Here is a 22,274-nt window from a genome sequence, read left to right as displayed (position 1 = left end):
CGGCGTGCAGAAGCCGCACTGCAGCGCGTCGTGCGCGAGGAAGGCGGCCTGCATCGGATGCAGCGCGCCGCACTGGCCGCGGTCGCAGCCCTTCTTGGCGCCGGTCAGGTGGATCACTTCGCGCAGCGCGTCAAGCAGCGTGCAGCGGGGCTCCAGCTGCAGCGTGCAGGGCTTGCCGTTGATGTGCAGCGTGACAGGGCGGGCGGCGGTGCCGGGGGCAGGGCGTTGCTGCACTGGGCGGGGGCCTTGTCTTCGGACATTTGCGGGCCTTCTGTGGGAACTCCGGCACGGTTGGGGACGGTGCCTGGGATGCAGGAAGGCTGCAAGTTCAGTGCCGGGGATGGCCGTGGCGATGGGCCTGAGGAAAGCCGGGGGAAGCCATGGCTGGAAAGTCAAAACTCCACGGCGTTTGTAGAAATTGCGCTGGCGCGTCCCATGCGCCGCCAAATAAAAAACGGCGCCCGAAGGCGCCGCCTGGTGATGCCGTCTGCCGTCAGGCTCAGCCCTTCAGCACACTCCCGATGGCCTTGGCCACGATCCCCACATTGCGCTCGTTCAGCCCGGCCACGCACATGCGGCCCGAGCGCAGCAGGTACACGCCATGCTGCTCGCGCAGGCGCTCGGCCTGGTCGGCGGTGAGGCCGGTGTAGGTGAACATGCCGCGCTGGGTCAGGTAGCGCGACAGGGCCTCGCCGCTGACATGGTCGCGCAGGTTGTGATGGATCGCCTCGCGCATGCGCGCGATGCGGCCGCACATCTGGGCTAGTTCTTCTTCCCACAGCTGGCGCAGCTCGGGCGTGGTCAGCACCTTGGACACCACGCGTGCGCCGTGCGTGGGCGGGTTGCTGTAGTTGGCGCGCACCGCGCCGGTCAGCTGGCCCAGCACGTTGGTGGCTTCGCCGGCGGTGTTGCAGAACACGCTCAGGCCGCCGCAGCGCTCGCCGTACAGCGAGAAGTTCTTCGAGAACGAGTTGGCCACCAGGCAGGGCACGTCCTGCGCCACCAGCTCGCGGATGGCGAAGGCGTCGTCTTCCAGGCCGGCGCCGAAGCCCTGGTAGGCCATGTCGACGAACGGCAGCAGCTGGTTGGCCTTGAGCAGCGCGATCAGCTGGCGCCACTGGTCCTGGTTCAGGTCCACGCCGGTCGGGTTGTGGCAGCAGGCGTGCAGCAGCACGATGCTGCCCGCGGGGATGGTACGCAGCGCGTCCATCATCGCGTCGAACTTCAGGCCGCCGGTGGCGTCGTCATAGTACGGGTAGGTATTGACGGTGAAGCCGGCGCGCTCGAACACCACGCGGTGGTTTTCCCAGCTGGGATCGCTGATCCACACCTGCGCCTGCGGGTAGTAGCGCTTGAGGAAATCGGCGCCCACGCGCAGCGCGCCCGAGCCGCCCAGCGTCTGCAGCGTGGCGATGCGGCCGGCGGCGCGCGCCGGCGAGTTTTCGCCGAACACCAGCGCCTGCACCGCGTTGCGGTAGGCCACCAGGCCCGACATCGGCAGGTAGGGGCGCGGGCCCATGTCGGCCAGCAGCGCGGCTTCGGCCTTGGCCACGGCCTGCATCACCGGCAGGCGGCCCTCGTCGTCAAAGTAGATGCCGATGCTCAGGTTGACCTTGTCGGTACGCGGGTCGCGCTGGAAGTCCTCGTTGAGCGAGAGGATCGGATCGCCGGGAAATGCCTCGATGTGTGCAAACATGGGATGCGATGGAATTGGGTCGGGGGGCAGCTGCCGCGGCGCAGGGGGCGTCGCGCAGCCTGAATTCTAACCGGCGGCGCCCGCAGTCTGCAGGCGCCGCCTTGCCGCTTCAGCGCAGTTGCTGGGCGGCGATGCCGCTTTGCAGCGCGGCGGCCGCGTTCTTCTGGCGCACCAGGTAGCTCACGCCGAGCACCACCAGCCACACCGGGATCAGGTAGACCGAGAGGCGCAGGCCAGGCGTCAGGTACATCACCACCAGGATGCCGGCCAGGAACACCAGGCACAGGTAGTTGGTGAGCGGATAGCCCCAGCTCTGGAACTTCGTGGCCTGGCCGGCGCGGCGCTTGTCGGCGCGGAACTTCAGGTGGATCAGGCTGATCATCGCCCAGTTGATGATGAGCGCCGACACCACCAGGCCCATCAGCATCTCAAAGGCCTTGCCGGGCATGAAGTAGTTGATCACCACGCAGGCCGCAGTGGCCACGGCCGAGAACGCCAGCGCCGTCAGCGGAATGCCGCGCTGGTTGACCTTGAGCAGCGCCTTGGGGGCGTTGCCCTGCTGCGCCAGGCCGTACAGCATGCGGCTGTTGCAGTACACGCCGCTGTTGTAGACCGACAGCGCCGCGGTCAGCACCACCACGTTCAGCACATTGGCCACCCAGTTGCTGTTCAGCGCGTGGAAGATCAGCACGAACGGGCTGCCGCCGGTGACCACGTTCTCCCACGGGTACAGCGACAGCAGCACCGCCAGCGCGCCCACGTAGAAGATCAGGATGCGGTAGATCACCTGGTTGGTGGCCTTGGGGATGGTCTTCTCGGGAGAATCCGCCTCGGCCGCGGTGATGCCCACCAGCTCCAGCCCGCCGAACGAGAACATGATCACGGCCATGGCCATTACCAGGCCGCCCATGCCGTTGGGGAAGAAGCCGCCGTGCTGCCACAGGTTGGCCACGCTCGCTTGCGGGCCGGCATTGCCGGACAGCAGCAGGTAGCCGCCGAAGCCGATCATGCCGATGATGGCCGCGACCTTGATGATCGAGAACCAGAACTCCATCTCGCCGAAGGACTTCACGCTCGACAGGTTGATCAGGTTGATGATCACGAAGAAGGCCAGTGCCGAGACCCAGGTCGGGATCTCGGGCCACCAGTACTGCACGTAGATGCCAACGGCCGAAAGCTCGGCCATGCTCACCAGGATGTACAGCACCCAGTAGTTCCAGCCCGACAGGAAGCCGGCGAAGTGGCCGCAGTATTTGTCGGCGAAGTAGCTGAACGAGCCGGCGACGGGCTCGTCCACAACCATCTCGCCCAGCTGGCGCATGATGAAGAACGCCACGATGCCGGCGATCGCGTAGCCCAGCAGGACCGAGGGCCCCGCCATCTTGATGGTCTGGGCGATGCCCAGGAAAAGGCCGGTGCCGATGGCGCCACCCAGCGCGATCAGCTGGATATGCCGGTTCTTCAGGCCGCGCTTGAGCGTGCCGTCATTGCTGCTTGCATGCATTCAGTTGTTTCCTCTACCCATTCTCATGGAATGCGGGCCCGCGCCTCTGGCTATTGTCGAGTCGGACGCTTGGGCCTGGGGGACGTCACCGCCCGCGCGGCAGGGTCACTGCCGCGAAGGAGGTGTGCGCGTTTCCGGAACCGGCCGGAGCCGGTCAGGGAAGATCGATGCCGGTCAGGCCTCGACCTTGAGCGTGCCGCGTTCGATCTGGTCGCGTTCCAGCGACTCGAACAGGGCCTTGAAGTTGCCTTCGCCGAAGCCTTCGTCGCCGCGGCGCTGGATGAACTCGAAGAACACCGGGCCGAGCGCGGTCTTGGAGAAGATCTGCAGCAGCAGGCGGGGCTTGCCGCCTTCGGTGGTGCCGTCCAGCAGGATGCCGCGCGACTTCAGTTGCTCCACAGGCTGGCCGTGGCCGGGCAGGCGCGTGTCCAGTGCTTCATAGTAGTAGTCGTTCGGCGCAGTCATCAGCGGCACGCCTGCCAGTTGCAGGCGGTCGATGACCTCGATCAGGTTGTCGGTCAGGAAGGCGATGTGCTGGATGCCCTCGCCGTTGAAGGCCATCAGGAACTCTTCGATCTGGCCGGCGCCCTTGGACGATTCCTCGTTCAGCGGGATGCGGATTTTACCATCCGGCGCGGTCATGGCCTTGGAGGTCAGGCCGGTGTACTCACCCTGGATGTCGAAGTAACGGATTTCGCGGAAGTTGAACAGTTTTTCGTAGAAATTGGCCCAGTAAGCCATACGGCCACGGTAGACGTTGTGAGTCAGGTGGTCGATCAGCTTGAGGCCGTGGCCGACCGGGTGGCGGTCGACGCCTTCGATGAATTCGAAGTCGATGTCATAGATCGACTTGCCTTCCTCGAAACGGTCGATCAGGTACAGCGGCGCGCCGCCGATGCCCTTGATCGCGGGCAGGCGCAGCTCCATCGGGCCGGTCGGGATCTCGACCGGCTGGGCGCCCAGTTCCAGTGCACGGGCGTAGGCCTTGTGCGAATCCTTGACGCGGAAAGCCATGCCGCAGGCGCTCGGGCCGTGCTCGGCGGCAAAGTAGGCGGCGTGGCTGTGCGGCTCGCGGTTGACAATGAAGTTCACTTCGCCCTGGCGGTACAGCACCACGTCCTTGGAGCGGTGCTTTGCCACCAGCGTGAAGCCCATCTGCTCGAACAGGGGCTCAAGCACGTTTGGGGTGGGCGAGGCGAATTCCACGAATTCGAAGCCCATCAGCTGCATCGGGTTGTCAAACAGGTCGGCCATGGCTTTCTCACTAAAGGGGCGGGAAATAATATTGTGGCTGCGGCACTTGGCAACGAGGTCGCGCCGGAGTCAGTCGGCTCGGCGGAAACCTGTTGCAGGACAGGCCTGTAGTGCGCTTGCTTGGGATGCAGTGTATATTCCTGACGGCAAAATTGGATTTCGTAAAACAGGCAGGGAAACCCTAGATTATGAAATTCGATTGCGTGAATCTCTGATGTGAGGAAATCAAAGTGCAATCGATCGAGCTGGACCGTACCGATCGCCGCTTGCTGGGGGTTTTGCAGGAGCAGGGGCGGGCCTCCAACCTGGAGCTGGCAGAGGCCATCGCGCTGTCGCCGGCGCAGACTTTGCGGCGCCACCGCCGCCTGGAAGAGGCCGGGCTGGTCAAACGCTATGAGGCGCGGCTGGACGCGGCGGCGCTGGGCTTTGGCGTGGTGGCCTTTATCCATGTGACGATGGAGCGCGGGCATATCCGCGACCTGTCCAACTTCAAGCGCCTGGTGGCGGAACTGGCGCAGATTCAGGAATGCTTCTCGGTGACCGGGGATATCGACTACGTGCTCAAGGTGGTCGCAAAGGACCTGAAGTCGCTGTCTGACTTCCTGCTCGATACGCTGATGCGTATCCCGGGTGTCAGCGGCGTGAAGTCCAGCGTGTGCCTGGACGAGATCAAGTGCACCAGCGCGGTGCCGCTGGAGGCCTGAACCCGAAGGGAAGGCTGCTGCCGGGCCGCAGGGCTAGGCGTGGTCGACGCCGCGTGGTTATTCCACGCAAGGAGGCCGCAACAACGCCCTGCCGCCCGGCAGCAGCCTTCGCGCCCCTTTTTCATTCTGAAACGGGTTCTTAATCTTCCGGCTGGTCGAGGCGGTCGCACTGTACGTTCATTGCCCGGCACACCGCGCACCATGATGGCCGCGAGCCGGGCTTGACGCCGCAGTGGGCGGCCTCGTCACGCGTGCCGGCCTGGCTGTCGGGCGCGCTGACCCGCACTGGCACGGCTATCTCGCGCACCCGGTGGCCACTGGCGCAGGCTTGTGCCACCGCCGCATCCAGCGCCTGCAGGCCAACCGGCTTGACGATCACGGCATTCATGCCCGCCGCCAGCGCCGCGGCATGGTCCACCGCGACGGCGCTTGCGGTGCAACCGATCACCGGCACGCTGCCGCGCGCATCCTTGCGTGCGCGCACCGCCCGTGCGAATGCCATGCCGTCCATGACCGGCATGGCGCAGTCGCACAAGATCACGTCGAAGCTGGACCGGTCCAGCATGGCCAGCCCTTCGCGACCATCACAGGCGGTGCTCACGCGGTGGCCCAGGTGCTCCAGCTGGCGCTGCAGCAGCAGCCGGTTGGGCGCATGGTCGTCGATCACCAGGACGTTGACCCGGCGCCGTGCGCAGCCCGCCATGGGCGGCGGCACCGGCTCGGGCAGTTCCGTGGCGACGGCAAGCGCCAACGGCAGCGTCACCATGACGCGCGTGCCCTGGCCCGGCTGGCTGGACAGCGAGATCTGGCCTCCCATCGCGCTGGCCAGGCGCTGGCAGATTGCCAGCCCCAGCCCGGTGCCGCCGGCATGGGGCCGGGTGCGGTCATGCACCTGTTCGAAGGGTTCGAACATGCGCGCCTGCGCGCCGGCGGGTATCCCGATGCCGGTGTCGGAGACGGTCAGCATGACCTGCTGCACGCCGTCGCGAGGCGCCAGGGCGTCAAGCCTGACGTGGATCGTGCCGCTGTCGGTGAAGCGCACCGCGTTGGACACCAGGTTGGCCAGGATCTGACGGAAACGCAGCGCATCGACCTGGTGCAGCGGCGCAACGGCGACGCCGATGCCGCTGGTCAGCGGCAGGCCCTTCTGTGCCGCCACCGGCCCGAAGATCAGCAGCGTGTCCTTGACCAGCCCGGGCAGCGAAGCGGGTGCCGGGTGGATGCTGAACTTGCCGGCCTCCATCTTGGACAGGTCCAGGATGTCGTCGATCAGCGCCAGCAGGCCCACTGCCGACTTATGCGCCGTGACCAGCTGCAGGCGTTCCTGCTCGGCCAGCTGGCAGCGCGCCAGGGTCAGCTCCAGCATGCCGGTGATGGCGTTCATCGGGGTGCGGATCTCATGGCTGACCGAGGCCAGGAAGGTGGACTTGGCGCGGTTGGCGGCCTCGGCTTCTGTCTTGGCCTGCGCCAGTTCGGCCAGCATGTCGTGGCGTTCGGTCAGGTCGACGCAGCCGCCGGCCAGGCCCTTGACGGTGCCATCGGCGCCGCGCAGCGGTGTCAGCCAGTTCAGCACGTGGTGGGTGCGCGCGCCCAGGCGCAGGCAGCGGTCCTTGTGCAGCGGGATGCCGTCCTTGATCACCTTGCGGTAGTCGCGCTCCACCTCGGCCATGTCGATGGCGATGGGATGCACCTGGACCGATGTGTCCAGCGGCTGCCCGCGCAAGGTGTCGCGCGTGGCGCCGACCAGTTCTTCATAGCTGCGGTTGCAGGTGATGAGCCGCAGCGAGGCATCGCGCAGGTAGACAGGCTGGGGAATGCCGTCGAGCAGCGCCGACTGGATCGCGATATTGTCCTTCAGCGCAATCTCCGCGGCGCGGCGCCGGCGCACCTCGCGATACAGCACGAAGATCCATGCCAGCAGGCATGGCGTCAGCAGGCAGAGCAGCCCGGTCGTCCACCCCAGCACCTGCCAGTGCGCCTGTGGCGCTGCTTGTGGTGGCGGGGCTGGTTGCAGGGCCGGTGCCTCGGGCAAGGCGACTGGCGTGCCGGCCGGGGATGGCGCTGGCGCGGGATCTGCCGTCCGCTGGGCAACGGCGCAGGCCAATACGCTGACGAACAACGCGGCACTTGCCAGCCGCCAGGCGCGCGTGAAGCGGTGCGGGCAAGCGGTGGCCGATGGAGATTCGTTATGGATGGGCTGATGAATGGACAAGCGGGGCGGCAAAATTCAGTGAAACATGGCAGCGGCCGCCGCGCGGTTGGCGTAGCGGTGGCTGGATAGTTTTCACTCTATGGGCTCAGCCTCGATATCTCATTAGGACGAATCTGAGATTGGGGGTGAAATTTCCGGATCACGCGCTGTTGATGCCTTTCACGTCACATATCGAGGACAAATGCCGGGCAGCATCTCACGGGGCCAACGCCGGCATCAGCCAGGCACGCACGCGCCAGCGTCGAGAAACCCGATGGCGGCAGGCAGGTCCAAAACAAAACCTTCCGGTACCCCCTGCCATGGTCCGGCGACGTGGTTTTTCACCCGTGGCGGCAGCGTTATGATTGGATTGCGCAACTGCCATGGTCCGCATTGCGCCAGGCCTGCAAAACCAGCCGGGTTTTCGGAAGAAGCAAGCCCGCGCTCGGAAATTTCCGGTGCCCTCCGGCACAAATGCTGAGCAAAATGATGTGCATGGGCGCCCGGACATCAGGGCGCCTGTTATGGAGTTCAAGTTTTGACCACAATCCTGATCGTCGACGACCACCCGCCCGTGCGGGTGGTGCTAAAGACGCACTTTTCCCAGGTGCTGGGCATCACCCATGTGCTTGAGGCCGACAATGGCCAGGCCGCCATCGAGATCGTGCGGCAGTACACCCCCGACGTGGTGATCCTGGACCTGGACATCCCGAAGATCAACGGGCTGGACGTGATCCCCCGCCTCAAGGCCTGCCACCCCGCCGTGCGCATCCTGGTCATTTCCGGCCAGGACCAGAACACGTTTGCCCCGCGCGCGCGCCAGGCCGGCGCGCATGGTTTTGTCAGCAAGACCCAGGAACTGGCCGAGATCGTGCGCTGCACCGAGTCCGTGCTGGCCGGCTATACGGTGATGCCCGAAACCGACCGCGGCAACAACGCCGGCCACGCCGACGAAGCCGCGCGCCTGGCCAGTCTTTCCGACAAGGAACTGGTGGTCATGCAGATGCTTGCCAAGGGCATGTCGAACAAGGAAATCGGCGAAACCCTGTTTATTTCCAACAAGACGGTCAGCACCCACAAGACCCGGGCCATGGAAAAACTCGGGGCAAAATCGATTGTCGATGTCATCGACTTTGCGCGGCGCCACCATATCGCGATCGGCTAGCATGCTGCCCGTGATTCGACTCGCATTGAGAAGCGGCGCATGACCGGCGCGTTGCTGCTTGCCACGCCCGGCGACACGCGCTGGGTCGCCGGGGTTGCCCCGATCCTGCGCGATCTCGGCTTTGATGTGCACACCGACACGCCCGCGCCGGACGCCGCCGCAGACATCGGCCTGGTGATAGCCGGCGCCGCCACCGAGATCCCTGACAGCCTGTTGCGCGCCTGGCGTGCCACCGGCCCGGTCTGCGCCGTGGTGCTGCCGGCCGACGCGGTGCCGGTGCCCGGCGCGGACGAAGGTGTGATCGCCTGCCTGCGCGAGCCGGTGACCGAAGCGGCCATCGTCGCCATGCTGGCCCGCCAGCGCTACCTGGCGCTGTCCCCCCGCGAGGCCGCGGGAATCGGGCCAGCCATCGCGTCGCAGACCTTCGGCAACCGCGCCTTTGCCGCTGAGCTGGTGCACGCCCTGGTCACCTCGGCGCAGGCCGACCTGGCGCAGTTGCGCGCCGCTGACGGTGCGCTGGACACCGTGCGCAGCGTCGCCCACCGGCTCAAGGCATCTGCCCACTACGTCGGCTGCCATGCCTTGCGTGCTCTTGCCCAGCGCCTGGAGCATGCCGCCAGCGAGGGCGATGCCGCCAACGCCGCTGCGCTGGCCGCGATCGTGGCGCCGACGGTGGCGCGGCTGCTCGCCCTGCTGGCGGCGCTGCCATCGGAAAAATAGGATGGCGGCGGTCGCCGGCAGCTCCGGTGCGGGAATACACCGGATTGGCCCGGTGCGGTCGGTTGATTATGCTCGGATATATCAGGGCGCCGATTTTCAATATTCTGGAACTAATGACGCCGATTAATGCGGTGCGTTTTTATATGACGGCGCGGACGCCGGATTTTGATATTCGGCAGGACGGTTAGTTTGACGATATTTTCCGGGAGCGGGCATGGGTCAGATCATGGCGTCAATGCCGGAGTCGGCGTTTTATTTCCATCTGGCGGCGGTGACCATGCTGCTGCTGGGGCTGGCGCTGTATCGCGCGGTGTCGCACGTGATGGCGACCCCGGACGGGCGCAAGGCCCGCGCGCAGCGCCTGGCACTGGTGACCGCGGGGCGGCTGCTGGCGCTCGGCGGTATCTGGACCGCCATCGCCTATGGCCACGGCGCCTGGGAGCGCGCCGGCGCGCATAACTGCCGGCACCTGCCGTCGTTGGATGCCGCCGCGCGCTACGCAGCGGAATACTGCTATCTGGGTCGGGAGCGGGTGTTGCTGCGCATCTACGGCGTGGAGCGCGACCGCGTGCTGGCCCAGCGCACCTTCAACAGCAGCGGGCCGGTGCGGCTCAGCTGGGACGGCCAGGCCGTGGTCTTCGATGCCGCGGCGCCTGGCAAGGCAGGGCGCCTGGCGCTGCCGCCCACGCTGGGCGACCGGTTGCTGGCGCGGCTGCCCTGATCCGGCGCTCTACAACTAGTCTGCGTGCATGCGCGCCAGCAAGGCGTCCAGCCCCGCCGGGGCCGGCAGGCGCGCGATCAGCCAGCGCACCGCTTCGGACAAGCCCTGGCCGTCGTAGTCCGGCGCGAAGCTGTGCAGCGTGGCGCCGTGCAGGAAACAGCGCAGCGCCAGCCATTCCGGCTCCGGCGGCGCGTCCGGCGGCTGGCCGAACAGCATCTGCGGCACAGCCTCCAGCGGCGCGCGCACGGCGGTGGCCAGGCGCGCGTCGCCACGCGTTGCCATCCACACCTCCAGTATGGCGAGCGAGGTATGCCGCTGTGGGCGGGTCGCCAGGATATGCAGCATCAGGTGCAGGCACAGCGAGGGGCTGAGCGGGCCCAGCGCGGCCAGGCGCGCCGCCTCGCGCTCCAGCAGCCAGGTGAGCATGGCTGGCAGCAGGTCATAGCGGCCTTCGGGGAAATGGTGCCGCAGCGAGCCGCGGCTGCTGCCGGCCAGTTCGCACACGCGCGCTTCTGAAAAGGCCGCATAGCCTTGCTCGACGAGCAAGGTCACGGCGGCGTCGATCAGGGACTGGCGGGTGCTGGCGCTGCGTTCGGCTTGGGTGGACATCTGTCGGATTGTAGCAATGGCTGCCAGAGCGCAGCCTGGCGCGCGGGCAGGGTGGGCTTGCCTTGATCCGCGTCGATGAGGGCGGTACCAGGGCGGCCAGCATGCGGCGCGGCACAATCCGTTCGGGTACTTCCACCCGGCGCTGAGCGGCGTCAGTGGGGCGCCGCCGCCGGGATGTCGGCGCTGCAGCTGGGCGTCGCTTCGTCGTGCGAATGCGGCGCCAGCGCGCCCGGTATGCGCTGGCTGTCAAGCCCCTTGCCTTGCAGCCATTGCGCGGTGGTGGCCGCGGCGCGGTCGATCAGCTCGCCGCATTTGGAGTAGTCGTAGGGCGAGATGTCGAGCGGGCACAGCGGCGGCACCACGCTGATCTGCGCGCGGTCGGCGAAGTGCTGCAGGTCGTGCACGAGCTGGCGCGCCACCAGCAGCGAGAGCGCATTGAACGCATGCTCCAGCGCGCCGCGCGGCGGGCGGCGCTCCGCACAGGTAAAGCCCGCGGGCAGCACGATCACGTGCGTGGCACCAAGTGCGATCGCGGTGGATACCGGGGTGTTGTTGGCCACGCCGCCATCGATCAGCGTGCGGCCCTCGAACTGCACCGGCGGGAACACGCCGGGGATGGCCGCGCTGGCCAGCACCGCGTCGACTATGCTGCCGCTGGACAGCAAGACTTCGTCGCCGCTGTGCATGTCGGTGGCCACCACGTGCAGCTGCAGTTCCGCTGCTTCCAGCCGCAGCGTGCCGAAGTGCTGCGCCAGCAGTCGGCGCAGCCCGGCCGCCTCCACCAGGTGGCCGCGGTTGCCGCCGAACATGCTCCAGACGCTGCGCCAGCTCCACGGCAGGATGTCCGAGCGCCGGATGCCGCGCCACAGCGCGTCAAGCCGGCCGGCGCCGGCCACGCCCGGATTGCAGGCAAAGTAGGCGCCGTTGATGGCGCCGGCCGAGGCGCCGATCACGATATCGGGCATCACGCCCCATGCCGCCAGTTCGCGCAGCATGCCGACCTGGATCGCACCCAGGCTGCCGCCGCCCGCAAATACGAAGGCTGTCTTGTCCATGGCTGCGCCGGTCTCCCTGTCCAGTTTGCGGTCCTGAGCAAAGGATAGGTGACATCCGGGCCATCGGGCAGGTCGGACGGCAAGCCGTCTGCCGCGCTGGGGTCTGAGCCTGTGGCTCGCCTTCGCGAGGTAATAACGCAATTAACCGCCAGCAATATCCTCCAACCACCAATGCTGGCTAACAGCAGGGTGGTCGGTACCGTCAGCCATGACGCAGGCGCGGTGTCAGTCGAGAAACTCGTCGACAGGGATGCCGAGTTGGCCGGCCATGTGTTCGACCAGGCTTTGCAGCTTCGCCACCTTCTCGGTCAGGGCCTGCTGTTCGGCGCGCAGCTGTTCGAGTTCGCCCGGCGCGGCGGTGGCGCCGCCGGTGGTGCGGTCGGCATCGTCGGCGTCCGCCGCGGCGCTCACTTCGCCGCTCAGCAGGTGCATCCAGCGATTTTCGCGTGCGCCCGGCGCGCGCGGCAGCCGGACGACAAAGGGCGGCGCATGGCTGGCCAGTTCGTCAAGGAAGGCCTCGACCGACGAGATATCGGCAAAGCCGTGCAGGCGCGCGGTGTTCAGGCGCAGCTCCGCCGCGGTCTGCGGGCCGCGCAGCAGCAGCATGGCCAGCAGTGCGACGGACTGGCTGGGCACGGCCAGCACGCGCTGCATATTGTGCTCGAAGCGCGGCACGCGGCTGCTGCTGCCTTCAAAGACCAGGCTCAGGCCCTTGAGGCCATCGATGGCTTCAAGGATATCGGCCTCGCTGACGTTCATCACCGGGGCGCGGGCGGTCTTCTGGTTGCAGCCCGAGGCCAGCGCATTGAGCGACAGCGGGTAGGTATCGGGCACGGTGTGCTGTTTTTCGACCAGCACGCCGAGCACGCGGCCTTCGACGGGCGTCAGGGGGCGCAATGCCGGACGGGCGGGGCGGTCGCCAGCCTGGCTGGCGTCGGAATCATGGTTGGATTGCATCAAGACTGGTTTTTTGCTGAAGGTGACGGCGAATGCCGACACGCCGAGGCGCTCATTCAATCCCAAGCCAGCGCAATCCGCAACTGCGCCGTGCGATTCTCGCATTCTGCGCGCAGCCGTCTACTATCGATAGGCCGCGCGCAACCGGGAAGATGTGCCCAGGGCAGGCGCGGGTCCAGACGGGGAGGGAGCATGGCGATTTCGCAGTCGGAGGCAATGGCCCCGGATGAGGACACCGGCCCGGAGGCCGGCGGCGGCCTGGAGGCGCCGTATTCCACGCTGGAGTCACGCTGGCACCAGATGTTCCCGCAGCTCGGCGCCGACGACATGGCGCGCGTGCGCCGCTTTGGCACGCCGCAGAGCTGGCGCGCGGGCGAGAAGCTCTTTGCCATCGGCGATACGGGCCGGGGCATGTACCTGATCGGCAGCGGCCGCGTGCGCCTGATGCGGCGCGACGGGCTGGGCCGCGAGCACCAGATCACCGAGCAGGGCGCCGGCCACTTCCTGGCCGAGGTCGGCACGCTCAGCGGCCGCCCGGCGCTGGTCGACGGCGTGGCCGTGACCGATACCCAGGGCTATGTGATCACGCCAGAGCGGCTGCGCGCCCTGCTGGTGGCCGAGGCCGAACTGGGCGAGCGCATCATGCGCGCGCTGATCCTGCGCCGCGTGGGGCTGATCGAATTCGGCAGTGGGCCGGTGCTGGTCGGCCACGGCACCGAGCCGCAGCTGGTGGCACTGCAAGCCTTCCTGCGGCGCAACGGCTACCCGCATACGGTTATCGATATCGACGCCGAACGCGACTGCTCATTGCTGCTCGACTACGCCAACGCGCCCGCCAGCGACTTCCCGCTGGTGATCTGCGCCGACGGCCGCGTGCTGCGCGCGCCGGACGAAGGGCAGCTGGCTTCGTGCCTGGGGCTGTTGCCGGAGTTCGATCCGGTCCATGTCTATGACGTGGTGGTGGTCGGCGCCGGGCCTGCGGGGCTGGCCACGGCCGTGTATGCCGCATCCGAAGGCTTGTCGGTGGCGGTGATCGATTGCCGCTCGCCGGGCGGGCAGGCGGGTGCGAGTGCGCGGATCGAGAACTATCTTGGCTTTCCCACCGGCATCTCCGGACAGGCGCTGGCCGGGCGCGCGTTCGTGCAGGCACTGAAGTTCGGCGCGCATATCGCCATCCCGCTGGAGGTCAAGGCACTGCATTGCGGCGCGGACCCGATCCGGCTGGAGCTGGCCGATGGCCGCATGATCCCGACCCACACCGTGGTGATTGCCACCGGCGCGCAGTACCGTCGCCCGGACATCGCCGCGCTGGAGCATTTTGAAGGGCGTGGTGTCTACTACTGGGCTTCGCCGGTGGAGGCCAAGCTGTGCAAGAACGAGCCGGCGATGCTGGTGGGCGGCGGCAATTCGGCCGGGCAGGCAGCGGTCTACCTGGCCTCGCACGCGGCGCACGTGCATATGCTGGTGCGCGGGCCGGGGCTGGCCGCCACCATGTCGCGCTACCTGATCGACCGCATCGGTTCGCTGCCCAATATCACGCTGCACACGCACGCGCAGATCAGCGCGCTGGCGGGGGAAGGGTGGCTCAGTTCCGTGCGCTACGAATGCCGGGCGGAAAGCCCGGCCCCGGTCACGATGGACGTGCGGCACCTGTTCCTGTTCATCGGCGCCGATCCCAATGCGTCGTGGCTGCGCACCTGCAACGTCGAGGTCGATGACAAGGGCTTCGTGCGCACCGGCGGCGGCGAGCTGGGCTGCGCGTCGGCGGTGCCGTATCCGCTGCAGACCAACGTGCCGGGCGTGTTTGCCATCGGCGACGTGCGGGCGGGATCGACCAAGCGGGTCGCCGCGGCGGTAGGCGAGGGCGCGGCGGTGGTGGCGCAGATCCACGACTACCTGGCTCGGGTGCAGGCAGCCGTGGCGCGCTGAGCGCGGGCCACTCAGGCTTGCGCCTCGCGCTCCAGCAACTCGCGCTTGCGCGCCACGCCCCAGCGGTAGCCCGACAGGTTGCCGTCGCTGCGCACCACGCGATGGCAGGGAATGGCCACCGCCAGGTGGTTGGCGGCGCAGGCCTGCGCCACCGCGCGCACCGCACGCGGCGCGCCGATGCGGGCCGCGATCTCGGCATAGCTGGCGGTGCTGCCCGCGGGGATCTCTTGCAGGGCCTGCCATACACGCTGCTGGAACGCGGTGCCGCGCACATCCAGCGGCAGCGCCAGGCCGATTGAAGGTGCCTCGATAAAGCCCACCACTTGCGCCACCAGTTGCTCGAACTGCGCATCGCCGCCGATCAGGTTGGCGCGCGGGAACTGGTCCTGCAGGTCCTGCAACAGCGTTTGGGGATCGTCGCCCAGCAGGATCGCGCAGACACCGCGCTCGCTCTGGGCCACCAGGATCGCGCCCAGCGAGCACTGGCCGATGGCAAAGCGGATTTCGGTGTCGGCCCCGCCCGCGCGGTAGCGCGACGGGGTCATGCCCAGCACTGCGTCCGAGGTTTCGTAGAAGCGGCTGTTGGAGCCGAAGCCGGCGTCGTAGATTGCCTCGGTCACGGAGTCGCTGGTGCCCAGTTGCTCGCGGAGTTTCCTGGCGCGATGCGCGGCGGCATAGGCACGCGGCGTCAGGCCGGTGGCGGCCTTGAAAAGGCGGTGAAAGTGATAGGGGCTGACGCCCGCTGCGTTGGCCAGTTCGGGCAGCGTGGGCAGGGTGTCGGCGGCCTCGATGCGGCGGCAGGCGTCGGCCACGATGGCTGCGTGCCGGGCCGCCAGCGCAGGCGCGGCGGCACGTCGGCTGGGCCGGTAGCCGGCGGCTTCGGCCGCGGCGGCATTGTCGAAGAACTCGACATTGGCCGGATGCGGCAGGCGCGACGGGCTGCTCGGCAGGCAGTACACGCCGGTGGTCTTGACCGCATAGACAAAGGCACCGTCGGCGCCCGGATCGCGCGCCAGCACGCGAGCCCAGCGCGGGTCGCGTTCGATGGTGCTGACTTCCGGTTGTTCTGTGGGACGGGTCATGGGATACCTCACGTGGCGTCGTGGAAGATGATGCCCAGCGTGTAGCGCTGGCCCGCGTGCAGCCGGCTGACGCCATGCCGCAGGTTCACGCGGTAGCTGCCGCGGCTGCCCTGCACCGGGCGCTGGCTGACGGCGAAGACCACGGCATCGCCCTGGTGCAGCGTCACCACCTCGGCCCGCGACTGCATGCGCGGCCGCTGCTCGGTCATCACAAATTCTCCGCCGGTAAAGTCGCGGCCCGGCTCGGACAGCAGGATGGCGACCTGCAGCGGGAATACGTGCTCGCCGTACAGGTCCTGGTGCAGGCAGTTGTAGTCGCCGGGGCCGTAGCGCAGCAGCAGGGGCGTCGGGCGCAACTGGCCGGCGTCGTGGCAGCGGGCAAGATAATCGGCGTGCGCGGCGGGATAACGCACATCGATGCCCATGGCGGCGTTCCAGCGGTTGGCCACCGGCACCAGGTGCGGATACAGCGCCGTGCGCATTGCGGCCACGGTGTCGGGCAGCGGGTAGTGGAAGTACTTGTACTCGCCCTGGCCAAAGCCGTGCCGGCGCATCTCGATGCGAGAGCGGAACAACGCGTCCTGCGCATAGCCGGCGGCAAGCGCGTCGCATTCGGCTGCCGACAGCAGGCCGCGGATCGCGGCGCAGCCGTAGTCGTCGAGCTCGCGTGCAATGGCGGCCCAGTCGGTGCCATCGACGCGGGTGGCGATATCGGCTTCGTGCCTATGCCCCCGCGCCGTGCCGCGCGCTGGCAGTATTGGCCGGCGCGGCCCTGCCACGGCCATTTCGGGGCGCTGTATCTGGCTGATGCTCACCGCGGGTCTCCTTTCTCTCGCTTGCATGGTGCCAACTTTAGGCCGCCCGCGTGCACCTGGCACTCCGGGTCTTGCTTTTGAATTCTGCCCGGTCTCCTGCCTTGACAAGACAGATCTGTCTATCAATAATGAGACAGGTCTGTATCATATTGAGCAGCCTGTTCTTCCATCTGATTCACCCTGTTTCAGCAAAGGAGCCTCCGCATGTCCGCACAAGCCGAAATCCGTCCGCCGTTGCCCCCATTCACGCGTGAATCCGCCATCGCCAAGGTCCGTGCCGCCGAGGATGGCTGGAACAGCCGCGACCCAGAGCGCGTGGCGCTGGCCTATACCGTCGACAGCGCCTGGCGCAACCGTGCGGAATTCGTCAATGGCCGTGCCGACATCGTCGCCTTCCTGCAGCGCAAGTGGCAGAAGGAGTTGGATTACCGGCTGATCAAGGAGCTATGGGCGCACGACGGCAACCGCATCGCCGTGCGCTTTGCCTATGAATGGCACGACGATTCCGGCAACTGGTACCGGTCATACGGCAATGAGAACTGGGAGTTCGATGAGGCGGGGCTGATGCGCAGGCGTTTTGCCTGCATCAACGATGCGCCGATCAAGGCGGCGGACCGCAAGTTCCACTGGCCACTGGGCCGGCGGCCGGATGAACATGCGGGGTTGAGTGAACTGGAGTTGTGAAGCTGTTGGGTCCTAAAACCGAAGGCCCCGCTTGATGTGGTTCCTAGCTGGACCACCCCTCACCCCGGGCCTCTCCCCATGAGGGGAGAGGGAGCACACAAGCGTAGAGGGACACGCCTGAAACCCTCGTTACTGCATCTTGTCCAGGTTCCCGATCCGCACCAGCATCTCGGTGAACATCTGCATATCCAGGTTCAGGTCGGCCACTTCCTTGTACTCGCGCGCGTTGTGCGCAGTGTATTTCTTGCCCGGCATGGCCGGCCCGAAGTTGATGGCATTGGGCATCAGCTTGGCGGTGGTGCTGCCGGCGGTGGAAACCGGCTTGGCTTCCAGCCCGGTGGTATCGCCAAAGATATTCAGCAGCGTGGACAGCCACGCGCCCTTGGGATCGCGCGCCATCCAGTTGCCCTGGTCGTACTTGATTTCGACTGGCCCATGGGTGGCGGCCCAGCCGAAGATGCGCTTGGTGATCTTGCCGCCCAGCTCGTCCGGCGTGCGGCCACGCGGCATGCGCACGTTGGTGACCACGTCGACGTATTCGCCGCGCTCGCGCACCAGCGTGGGCGACATGGTCAGCGGGCCCATGAACGGGTCCCGGTAGGCCACCTCCATCCTGGTGCCAAGGTAATCCAGCCCGTACAGGTCGTTCAGGTAGCGGACCGCGTTCAGGTAGTGGTTCTCGGCAAATTGCACGCCGCTGGCCTGCAGGAACAGCGCCAGCCGCGGCAGCGGGTTGACCCCTTCCTCAGGGCGCGATCCGTGCGCCGAGGCGCCAGTGACCTTCACTTCCACGTCGTTGCCGGCGCGCTTCACGTCGATGGAGAACTTGCCGCGCGGGGTGTGGCGGCGCAGGAATTCAGCGCGTGCCTGTTCCAGCGCGGCAGCGACGGCGGCAGCATCGCCGCCGGCAATGCGCGCGGTGGCGGTCTCGGGGATGGCGTTGGCCGAGGCCGCGCCGCGCATGGCAACGATGGCAGGTCCCTTCCGGTCGGACTTGCCTTGCGCGCTCTTGTCGTCCGCCGCCTTGATGCCGAAGGAAACGGTCAGCGTGCCCGCGCCTTTCTCCGCCACCACCGCGGGGTATTTGCTGTCGAGCACGACGTTGTACTCGGGCAGGGTGGTGTGCTGGCGGTAGTATTTCATGCCGTCGCCGCCGGTTTCCTCGGTGGTCTCGATCATCAGGCGGATGGTGCGCTCCAGCGGCACGCCGCTTTCCTTGACGGTCTTCATGGCATACATGACCGCGGCGATCGAGCCCTTGTCGTCGATGGTGCCGCGCCCGTACAGCGTGTCGCCCACGCGCGTCATGCGGAACGGATCCAGCCTGGTGCCGTCCTCCAGTACCCATTCCTCGGCCACCGCGGGCACCACGTCGGCGTGGGTCAGGATGCCGAAGGTATCCTTGCCGCCGCCGGGCAGCGTGACCTCGAAGACCCGGTTGTCGACATTGCGGTAGGCCAGCCCGAAGTCGCGCGCCATGGCCTCGATCATCTTGCCGAACTCGATGATGGCGGGGTTCTCGTGCTGCGGGATTTTCTCGTCGCGCACGGTACGCAGCGCCACCATCCTGCCGATGGCGTCGATCACCGCGGCCTCGTTGCGGACGCGGTTGTAGACGCCCAGCAGGCGGCCGATATTGACCAGGTTGTCGCCGGCCAGTGGCGACCGGGCCTGCCACGCCGCCACGGCCGGCGCCACGGAAGGCTCGGCCCTGGCCGCGGCGGCCATGAATGCCTGCAGGTCGGCCTGGGCCGCCGTTCGGGTGCCGGAGACCAGCGCATCCAGCGCCGGTTTCTTCAGGGTTTGCGCCTGCGCGGGGTGCGCCAGCACCAGCGACAGCGCGAGCATCGGGGCCCATCGGCAGAGAGACGGCAGGCGGCAAGGTCGGGTCATTGCGGACAAAACGGGAGTCTGAGTGGATGCCGCATGATAGGGCACTCGCCGGTATTTGCCGAAAAAATATGCTTTTGCGTGCCCGCGGATGAAGTGCAAGGGCCGGCGCAATAGGGGATGGCTATGCCGAGTCAATAGCGTAAGGCAATCGTCGTGGTTAAAACGATGAATTGTACAAATCACATCCCGGTCTACAGAATGGGGCCTTCGCTGCAACCCGCAGCCGAAACCAACCCGATCCAGACCAAGGAGTGAACTGATGCTGCAATCCCGTGAAGGCCAACGCGTTCCCAATGTCGCTTTCCGCATGCGTGAAGACAACGAGTGGAAGACCGTCACCACCGGCGAGCTGTTCAACGGCAAGACCGTGGTCGTGTTCTCGCTGCCGGGCGCCTTCACGCCGACCTGCTCGTCGACCCACCTGCCGCGCTACAACGAGCTGGCCCCGGTGTTCGCGAAGCACGGCGTGGACGACATCCTGTGCGTGTCCGTCAACGACACCTTCGTGATGAACGAATGGGCCAAGGACCAGGAGTCCGAGAACATCACCATGATCCCCGACGGCAACGGTGAATTCACCGAAGGCATGGGCATGCTGGTGGACAAGGCCGACCTGGGCTTCGGCAAGCGCAGCTGGCGCTATTCGATGCTGGTCAAGGACGGCGTGGTGCAGAAGATGTTCATCGAACCGCAAGAGCCGGGCGACCCGTTCAAGGTGTCCGACGCCGACACCATGCTGGCCCATATCGCCCCGGACGCGCGCAAGCCGGACCAGGTGGTGGTGTTCTCCAAGGTCGGCTGCTCGTTCTGCGCCAAGGCCAAGCAACTGCTTGACGACAACGGCTTCGACTATATCGACGTGCCGCTGGACAACAAGGTGCGCGGCAAGGTGCTGGGCGCCGTGTCGGGCGAGATGACCGCACCGCAGGTCTTTATCAACGGCAAGCTCATCGGCGGCGCCGAGGCGCTGCAGCAGTACCTGGGCAAGTAAGCCGATTCTGCCTTCATCCCGCACCCGGGGACCGGCAGTCGCCGGACCCGATGGGGTCGCCTTGCCCGGCATGGCGGCCCCATCCAGCCCGCTGATTGACACCAGCTTGACGCCATCAAGACAAAGGAATTGACCGCCATGACCACCATCCAGACCGACGTCGCCGTGATCGGCGCAGGCACCGCCGGCCTTGCCGCCTACCGTGCCGCGATTGCCGCGGGCAAGCGCGCCGTGATCATCGAAGGCGGCCCGTACGGCACCACCTGCGCCCGGGTGGGCTGCATGCCCTCCAAGCTGCTGATCGCTGCCGCCGAGGCCGCGCACGAACTGCGCCACACTGCGCCGTTCGGCGTGCACGTGGATGGCGAGGTCCGCATCGATGGCCGCGAGGTGATGGCCCGCGTGCGCAGCGAGCGCGACCGCTTTGTCGGCTTCGTGGTGCGCGGCGTGGAGAACATCCCCGAAGCCGACCGCGTCCGCGGCTATGCCCGCTTTATCGACAACACCACGCTGGAAGTGGATGGGCACACCACCGTGCGTGCCAGCCGCGTGGTCATTGCCACCGGCTCCACGCCGATGCTGCCGGCGCCGTTCCAGGTGTTCGGCGACCGCCTGATCGTCAATGACGATGTGTTCGCTTGGGAAGACCTGCCCGCCAGCGTGGTGGCGTTCGGCCCCGGCGTGATCGGGCTGGAGCTTGGCCAGGCCTTGTCGCGCCTTGGCGTGCGGGTGCGCGTGTTCGGCGTCAGCGGCTCGCTCGGGCCGCTGACTGATCCCGTGATCCGCGCCTACGCGGCGAAGACCTTCAACGGCGAGTTCTATCTCGATCCGGACGCCAGGGTGACCGACATGGCCCGCGACGGCGACCAGGTGGTGGTGACTTACCTGGACCGCGAAGGCCGCAGCGTGACCGAGCGCTTCGACTATGCGCTGGTCGCCACCGGCCGCGTGCCCAATGTGCGCGGCCTGGGCCTGGAAAATGCCGGCCTGGCGCTGGATGCGCGCGGCGTGCCGCTGTTCGATGCGCGCACGCTCCAGTGCGGCAATGCACCGGTATTCATTGCCGGCGACGCCAACAACATCCTGCCGCTGCTGCATGAGGCCGCGGACGAGGGCAAGGCCGCGGGCGAGAACGCCGCCAGCTATCCGCAAGTGAAGCCGCTGGCACGGCGCGCGCCGATCGCGGTGGTGTTCACGGACCCGCAGATCGCGATGGTCGGCCAGCGTTACGCCGACCTGGCCGAAGGCACGTTCGTGACCGGCGAGGTCAGCTTCGAGGACCAGGGCCGCAGCCGCGTGATGCTGAAGAACCGCGGCCTGATGCATGTCTATGCCGACAAGGCCACGGGCCGCTTCCTGGGCGCGGAATGGACCGGCCCGCGTGCCGAGAACATCGCCCACCTGCTGGCGTGGTCGTACCAGCAGGGCCTGACCATCGGGCAGATGCTGGGCATGCCTTTCTACCACCCGGTGGTGGAAGAGGGCCTGCGTACGGCGCTGCGTGATGCGGAGGCGAAGCTGGAGGCCTGAGCGGGCCAGGTTTGCTAGACAGGTCTGTCTGTCATAGTATCGACCTATAGAGAGGCAGGGCGGCGCAGGGCGCTGTCCGGCCGCGCACCTTTACCGACTACGCCGCCACCATGGCCACGCCTTCCGCCCGCGACCGCATCCTCGACACCGCTGCCCGCCTGTTCTACCAGGAGGGCTACCGCGCCACCGGCATCGACAAGATCATTGCCGAATCCGGCGTCGCCAAGATGTCGCTCTACCGCCATTTCGCCTCCAAGAACGAGTTGATTTCGGCGTTCCTGGACCGCCGCCATGACGAGTGGATGACGTGGTTCCGGCAGGACGTGGAAGCCCGGCTGGCCGCGCGCCCGCACCTGGACGTGATTGCCGACGCGCTGGCGGACTGGTTCGGCCGAGACTTCCGTGGCTGCGCCTTTATCAACGTGGTGGCCGAGGCGGGCGGCGACGCGCGCGCGGCCGAACAGGCCGCGGCGCACAAGGCCGAGTTGGCCGCATTCGTCGCCGACATCGCCACGCGCCTGGGCCTGGACCAGCCGCAAGCGGTGGCCGAGGAAGCGATGCTGTGCATCGAAGGCATGATCGTGCGCTACCAGATGCAGCCGGATGCGGCGGTGATCGAGGCGGGGCGGCGGTTGCTGGGCCGGCTGCAGGCCGGCTGATTGGCTTGGGGGGCTGGCCACTGAGGCCGGGGACTGCCCAACACTTCCTTCGTCTGGCTTAGCGCCGAGGCAGCATCCGATGCGAATAGAAAATGTCTCGCTTCTGACACATTCA

19 protein-coding genes and 1 pseudogene are annotated in these 22,274 nt (G+C 67.1%); 9 read left to right on the top strand and 11 right to left on the bottom strand.

From position 1 onward, the window contains the following. Positions 1 to 9: 9 nt before the first annotated feature. The 4 genes and pseudogenes from C265_RS33245 to hppD all read right to left on the bottom strand — a co-directional run. A pseudogene (locus C265_RS33245) lies at positions 10 to 54 on the bottom strand (hypothetical protein); the annotation flags it as partial. Positions 55 to 499: 445 nt separating this feature from the next. Then, the gene (locus C265_RS28390) at positions 500 to 1,696 is read right to left on the bottom strand and encodes an amino acid aminotransferase (protein ID WP_010812425.1); all 1,197 of its coding nucleotides are present in this window, start codon (positions 1,694 to 1,696) and stop codon (positions 500 to 502) included. 109 nt (positions 1,697 to 1,805) lie between these two features. Next, positions 1,806 to 3,200, bottom strand: coding sequence for an amino acid permease (locus tag C265_RS28385; protein ID WP_010812426.1), 1,395 nt, complete (start codon positions 3,198 to 3,200; stop codon positions 1,806 to 1,808). A gap of 174 nt (positions 3,201 to 3,374) precedes the next feature. Continuing rightward, positions 3,375 to 4,454, bottom strand: coding sequence for a 4-hydroxyphenylpyruvate dioxygenase (hppD, locus tag C265_RS28380; RefSeq protein WP_010812427.1), 1,080 nt, complete (start codon positions 4,452 to 4,454; stop codon positions 3,375 to 3,377). 230 nt (positions 4,455 to 4,684) lie between these two features. Between hppD and C265_RS28375 the strand changes: the two genes are divergently transcribed. Further along, positions 4,685 to 5,158 carry an Lrp/AsnC family transcriptional regulator gene (locus C265_RS28375; RefSeq protein ID WP_010812428.1) on the top strand — a complete coding sequence of 158 codons (474 nt, stop codon included), beginning with the start codon at positions 4,685 to 4,687 and terminating at the stop codon, positions 5,156 to 5,158. A gap of 139 nt (positions 5,159 to 5,297) precedes the next feature. Here the strand turns inward: C265_RS28375 and C265_RS28370 are convergent, their stop codons facing one another. Then, positions 5,298 to 7,124, bottom strand: coding sequence for a PAS domain-containing sensor histidine kinase (locus C265_RS28370; RefSeq protein ID WP_010812429.1), 1,827 nt, complete (start codon positions 7,122 to 7,124; stop codon positions 5,298 to 5,300). A gap of 763 nt (positions 7,125 to 7,887) precedes the next feature. On the opposite strand from C265_RS28370, the gene C265_RS28365 reads away from it, so the two are divergent. The 3 genes from C265_RS28365 to C265_RS28355 all read left to right on the top strand — a co-directional run bounded on the left by C265_RS28365 (position 7,888) and on the right by C265_RS28355 (position 9,955). Beyond that, on the top strand, positions 7,888 to 8,514 hold the full coding sequence (locus C265_RS28365; protein WP_010812430.1) for a response regulator transcription factor: 627 nt from the start codon (positions 7,888 to 7,890) through the stop codon (positions 8,512 to 8,514). A gap of 39 nt (positions 8,515 to 8,553) precedes the next feature. Continuing rightward, positions 8,554 to 9,234, top strand: a complete 681-nt coding sequence (locus C265_RS28360) for an Hpt domain-containing protein (protein ID WP_010812431.1) — start codon at positions 8,554 to 8,556, stop codon at positions 9,232 to 9,234. A gap of 214 nt (positions 9,235 to 9,448) precedes the next feature. Continuing rightward, positions 9,449 to 9,955: a hypothetical protein gene (locus tag C265_RS28355; protein WP_010812432.1), complete on the top strand. Its 507-nt coding sequence runs from the start codon at positions 9,449 to 9,451 to the stop codon at positions 9,953 to 9,955. Between the two features lie 15 nt (positions 9,956 to 9,970). Here C265_RS28355 and C265_RS28350 read toward each other — a convergent pair whose 3' ends face one another. From C265_RS28350 to C265_RS28340, 3 genes are all read right to left on the bottom strand, one after another. Further along, the gene (locus tag C265_RS28350; RefSeq protein ID WP_010812433.1) at positions 9,971 to 10,564 is read right to left on the bottom strand and encodes a TetR/AcrR family transcriptional regulator; all 594 of its coding nucleotides are present in this window, start codon (positions 10,562 to 10,564) and stop codon (positions 9,971 to 9,973) included. 152 nt (positions 10,565 to 10,716) lie between these two features. Beyond that, positions 10,717 to 11,619: a patatin-like phospholipase family protein gene (locus tag C265_RS28345; RefSeq protein ID WP_010812434.1), complete on the bottom strand. Its 903-nt coding sequence runs from the start codon at positions 11,617 to 11,619 to the stop codon at positions 10,717 to 10,719. Positions 11,620 to 11,844: 225 nt separating this feature from the next. Beyond that, positions 11,845 to 12,576 (bottom strand): YceH family protein, encoded by a 732-nt coding sequence (locus tag C265_RS28340; protein ID WP_010812435.1) that lies wholly within the window; start codon positions 12,574 to 12,576, stop codon positions 11,845 to 11,847. A 192-nt stretch (positions 12,577 to 12,768) separates the two neighbouring features. On the opposite strand from C265_RS28340, the gene C265_RS28335 reads away from it, so the two are divergent. After that, positions 12,769 to 14,505, top strand: coding sequence for an FAD-dependent oxidoreductase (locus C265_RS28335; RefSeq protein ID WP_010812436.1), 1,737 nt, complete (start codon positions 12,769 to 12,771; stop codon positions 14,503 to 14,505). An 11-nt stretch (positions 14,506 to 14,516) separates the two neighbouring features. On the opposite strand, the gene ada is transcribed toward C265_RS28335, so the two are convergent. Together ada and C265_RS28325 are read right to left on the bottom strand one after the other, a co-directional pair. After that, complete coding sequence (gene ada / locus C265_RS28330; RefSeq protein WP_010812437.1) at positions 14,517 to 15,587, bottom strand: bifunctional DNA-binding transcriptional regulator/O6-methylguanine-DNA methyltransferase Ada; 1,071 nt, start codon at positions 15,585 to 15,587, stop codon at positions 14,517 to 14,519. Between the two features lie 8 nt (positions 15,588 to 15,595). After that, a complete protein-coding gene (locus C265_RS28325) occupies positions 15,596 to 16,372 on the bottom strand; it encodes a 2OG-Fe(II) oxygenase (protein ID WP_371258385.1) in 777 nt (258 codons plus the stop codon). Between the two features lie 234 nt (positions 16,373 to 16,606). Between C265_RS28325 and C265_RS28320 the strand changes: the two genes are divergently transcribed. Continuing rightward, entirely contained in the window at positions 16,607 to 17,086 is a 480-nt protein-coding gene (locus C265_RS28320) for a nuclear transport factor 2 family protein (RefSeq protein ID WP_010812439.1), read from the top strand. Between the two features lie 129 nt (positions 17,087 to 17,215). Here the strand turns inward: C265_RS28320 and C265_RS28315 are convergent, their stop codons facing one another. After that, the gene (locus C265_RS28315) at positions 17,216 to 18,934 is read right to left on the bottom strand and encodes a dipeptidase (protein ID WP_010812440.1); all 1,719 of its coding nucleotides are present in this window, start codon (positions 18,932 to 18,934) and stop codon (positions 17,216 to 17,218) included. A 304-nt stretch (positions 18,935 to 19,238) separates the two neighbouring features. Here C265_RS28315 and C265_RS28310 point away from each other — a divergent pair, with 304 nt between their 5' ends. The 3 genes from C265_RS28310 to C265_RS28300 all read left to right on the top strand — a co-directional run bounded on the left by C265_RS28310 (position 19,239) and on the right by C265_RS28300 (position 22,159). Beyond that, complete coding sequence (locus tag C265_RS28310; protein WP_010812441.1) at positions 19,239 to 19,970, top strand: glutathione peroxidase; 732 nt, start codon at positions 19,239 to 19,241, stop codon at positions 19,968 to 19,970. A 138-nt stretch (positions 19,971 to 20,108) separates the two neighbouring features. Continuing rightward, the gene (locus C265_RS28305; RefSeq protein ID WP_010812442.1) at positions 20,109 to 21,500 is read left to right on the top strand and encodes a dihydrolipoyl dehydrogenase; all 1,392 of its coding nucleotides are present in this window, start codon (positions 20,109 to 20,111) and stop codon (positions 21,498 to 21,500) included. Positions 21,501 to 21,610: 110 nt separating this feature from the next. Next, complete coding sequence (locus tag C265_RS28300) at positions 21,611 to 22,159, top strand: TetR/AcrR family transcriptional regulator (protein ID WP_010812443.1); 549 nt, start codon at positions 21,611 to 21,613, stop codon at positions 22,157 to 22,159. Positions 22,160 to 22,274: the final 115 nt, after the last annotated feature.

This window comes from Cupriavidus sp. GA3-3, assembly GCF_000389805.1.
Taxonomy (GTDB): Bacteria; Pseudomonadota; Gammaproteobacteria; order Burkholderiales; family Burkholderiaceae; genus Cupriavidus; species Cupriavidus necator_D.
Note: the sequence above shows the minus strand (reverse complement) of the source record. Positions and strands in the feature narration are given on the sequence as shown.

Excerpts from the sequence above, each read along its gene's own strand:
- C265_RS28320 (WP_010812439.1), top strand. The coding sequence starts at position 16,607 with ATGTCCGCACAAGCCGAAATCCGTCCGCCGTTGCCCCCATTCACGCGT.
- C265_RS28350 (WP_010812433.1), bottom strand. The coding sequence starts at position 10,564 with ATGTCCACCCAAGCCGAACGCAGCGCCAGCACCCGCCAGTCCCTGATC.
- C265_RS28335 (WP_010812436.1), top strand. The coding sequence starts at position 12,769 with ATGGCGATTTCGCAGTCGGAGGCAATGGCCCCGGATGAGGACACCGGC.
- C265_RS28345 (WP_010812434.1), bottom strand. The coding sequence starts at position 11,619 with ATGGACAAGACAGCCTTCGTATTTGCGGGCGGCGGCAGCCTGGGTGCG.
- C265_RS28385 (WP_010812426.1), bottom strand. The coding sequence starts at position 3,200 with ATGCATGCAAGCAGCAATGACGGCACGCTCAAGCGCGGCCTGAAGAAC.
- C265_RS28360 (WP_010812431.1), top strand. The coding sequence starts at position 8,554 with ATGACCGGCGCGTTGCTGCTTGCCACGCCCGGCGACACGCGCTGGGTC.
- C265_RS28325 (WP_371258385.1), bottom strand. The coding sequence starts at position 16,372 with ATGGCCGTGGCAGGGCCGCGCCGGCCAATACTGCCAGCGCGCGGCACG.
- C265_RS28340 (WP_010812435.1), bottom strand. The coding sequence starts at position 12,576 with ATGCAATCCAACCATGATTCCGACGCCAGCCAGGCTGGCGACCGCCCC.
- C265_RS28305 (WP_010812442.1), top strand. The coding sequence starts at position 20,109 with ATGACCACCATCCAGACCGACGTCGCCGTGATCGGCGCAGGCACCGCC.
- hppD (WP_010812427.1), bottom strand. The coding sequence starts at position 4,454 with ATGGCCGACCTGTTTGACAACCCGATGCAGCTGATGGGCTTCGAATTC.
- C265_RS28300 (WP_010812443.1), top strand. The coding sequence starts at position 21,611 with ATGGCCACGCCTTCCGCCCGCGACCGCATCCTCGACACCGCTGCCCGC.
- C265_RS28390 (WP_010812425.1), bottom strand. The coding sequence starts at position 1,696 with ATGTTTGCACACATCGAGGCATTTCCCGGCGATCCGATCCTCTCGCTC.
- C265_RS28355 (WP_010812432.1), top strand. The coding sequence starts at position 9,449 with ATGGGTCAGATCATGGCGTCAATGCCGGAGTCGGCGTTTTATTTCCAT.
- ada (WP_010812437.1), bottom strand. The coding sequence starts at position 15,587 with ATGACCCGTCCCACAGAACAACCGGAAGTCAGCACCATCGAACGCGAC.
- C265_RS28315 (WP_010812440.1), bottom strand. The coding sequence starts at position 18,934 with ATGCTCGCGCTGTCGCTGGTGCTGGCGCACCCCGCGCAGGCGCAAACC.
- C265_RS28310 (WP_010812441.1), top strand. The coding sequence starts at position 19,239 with ATGCTGCAATCCCGTGAAGGCCAACGCGTTCCCAATGTCGCTTTCCGC.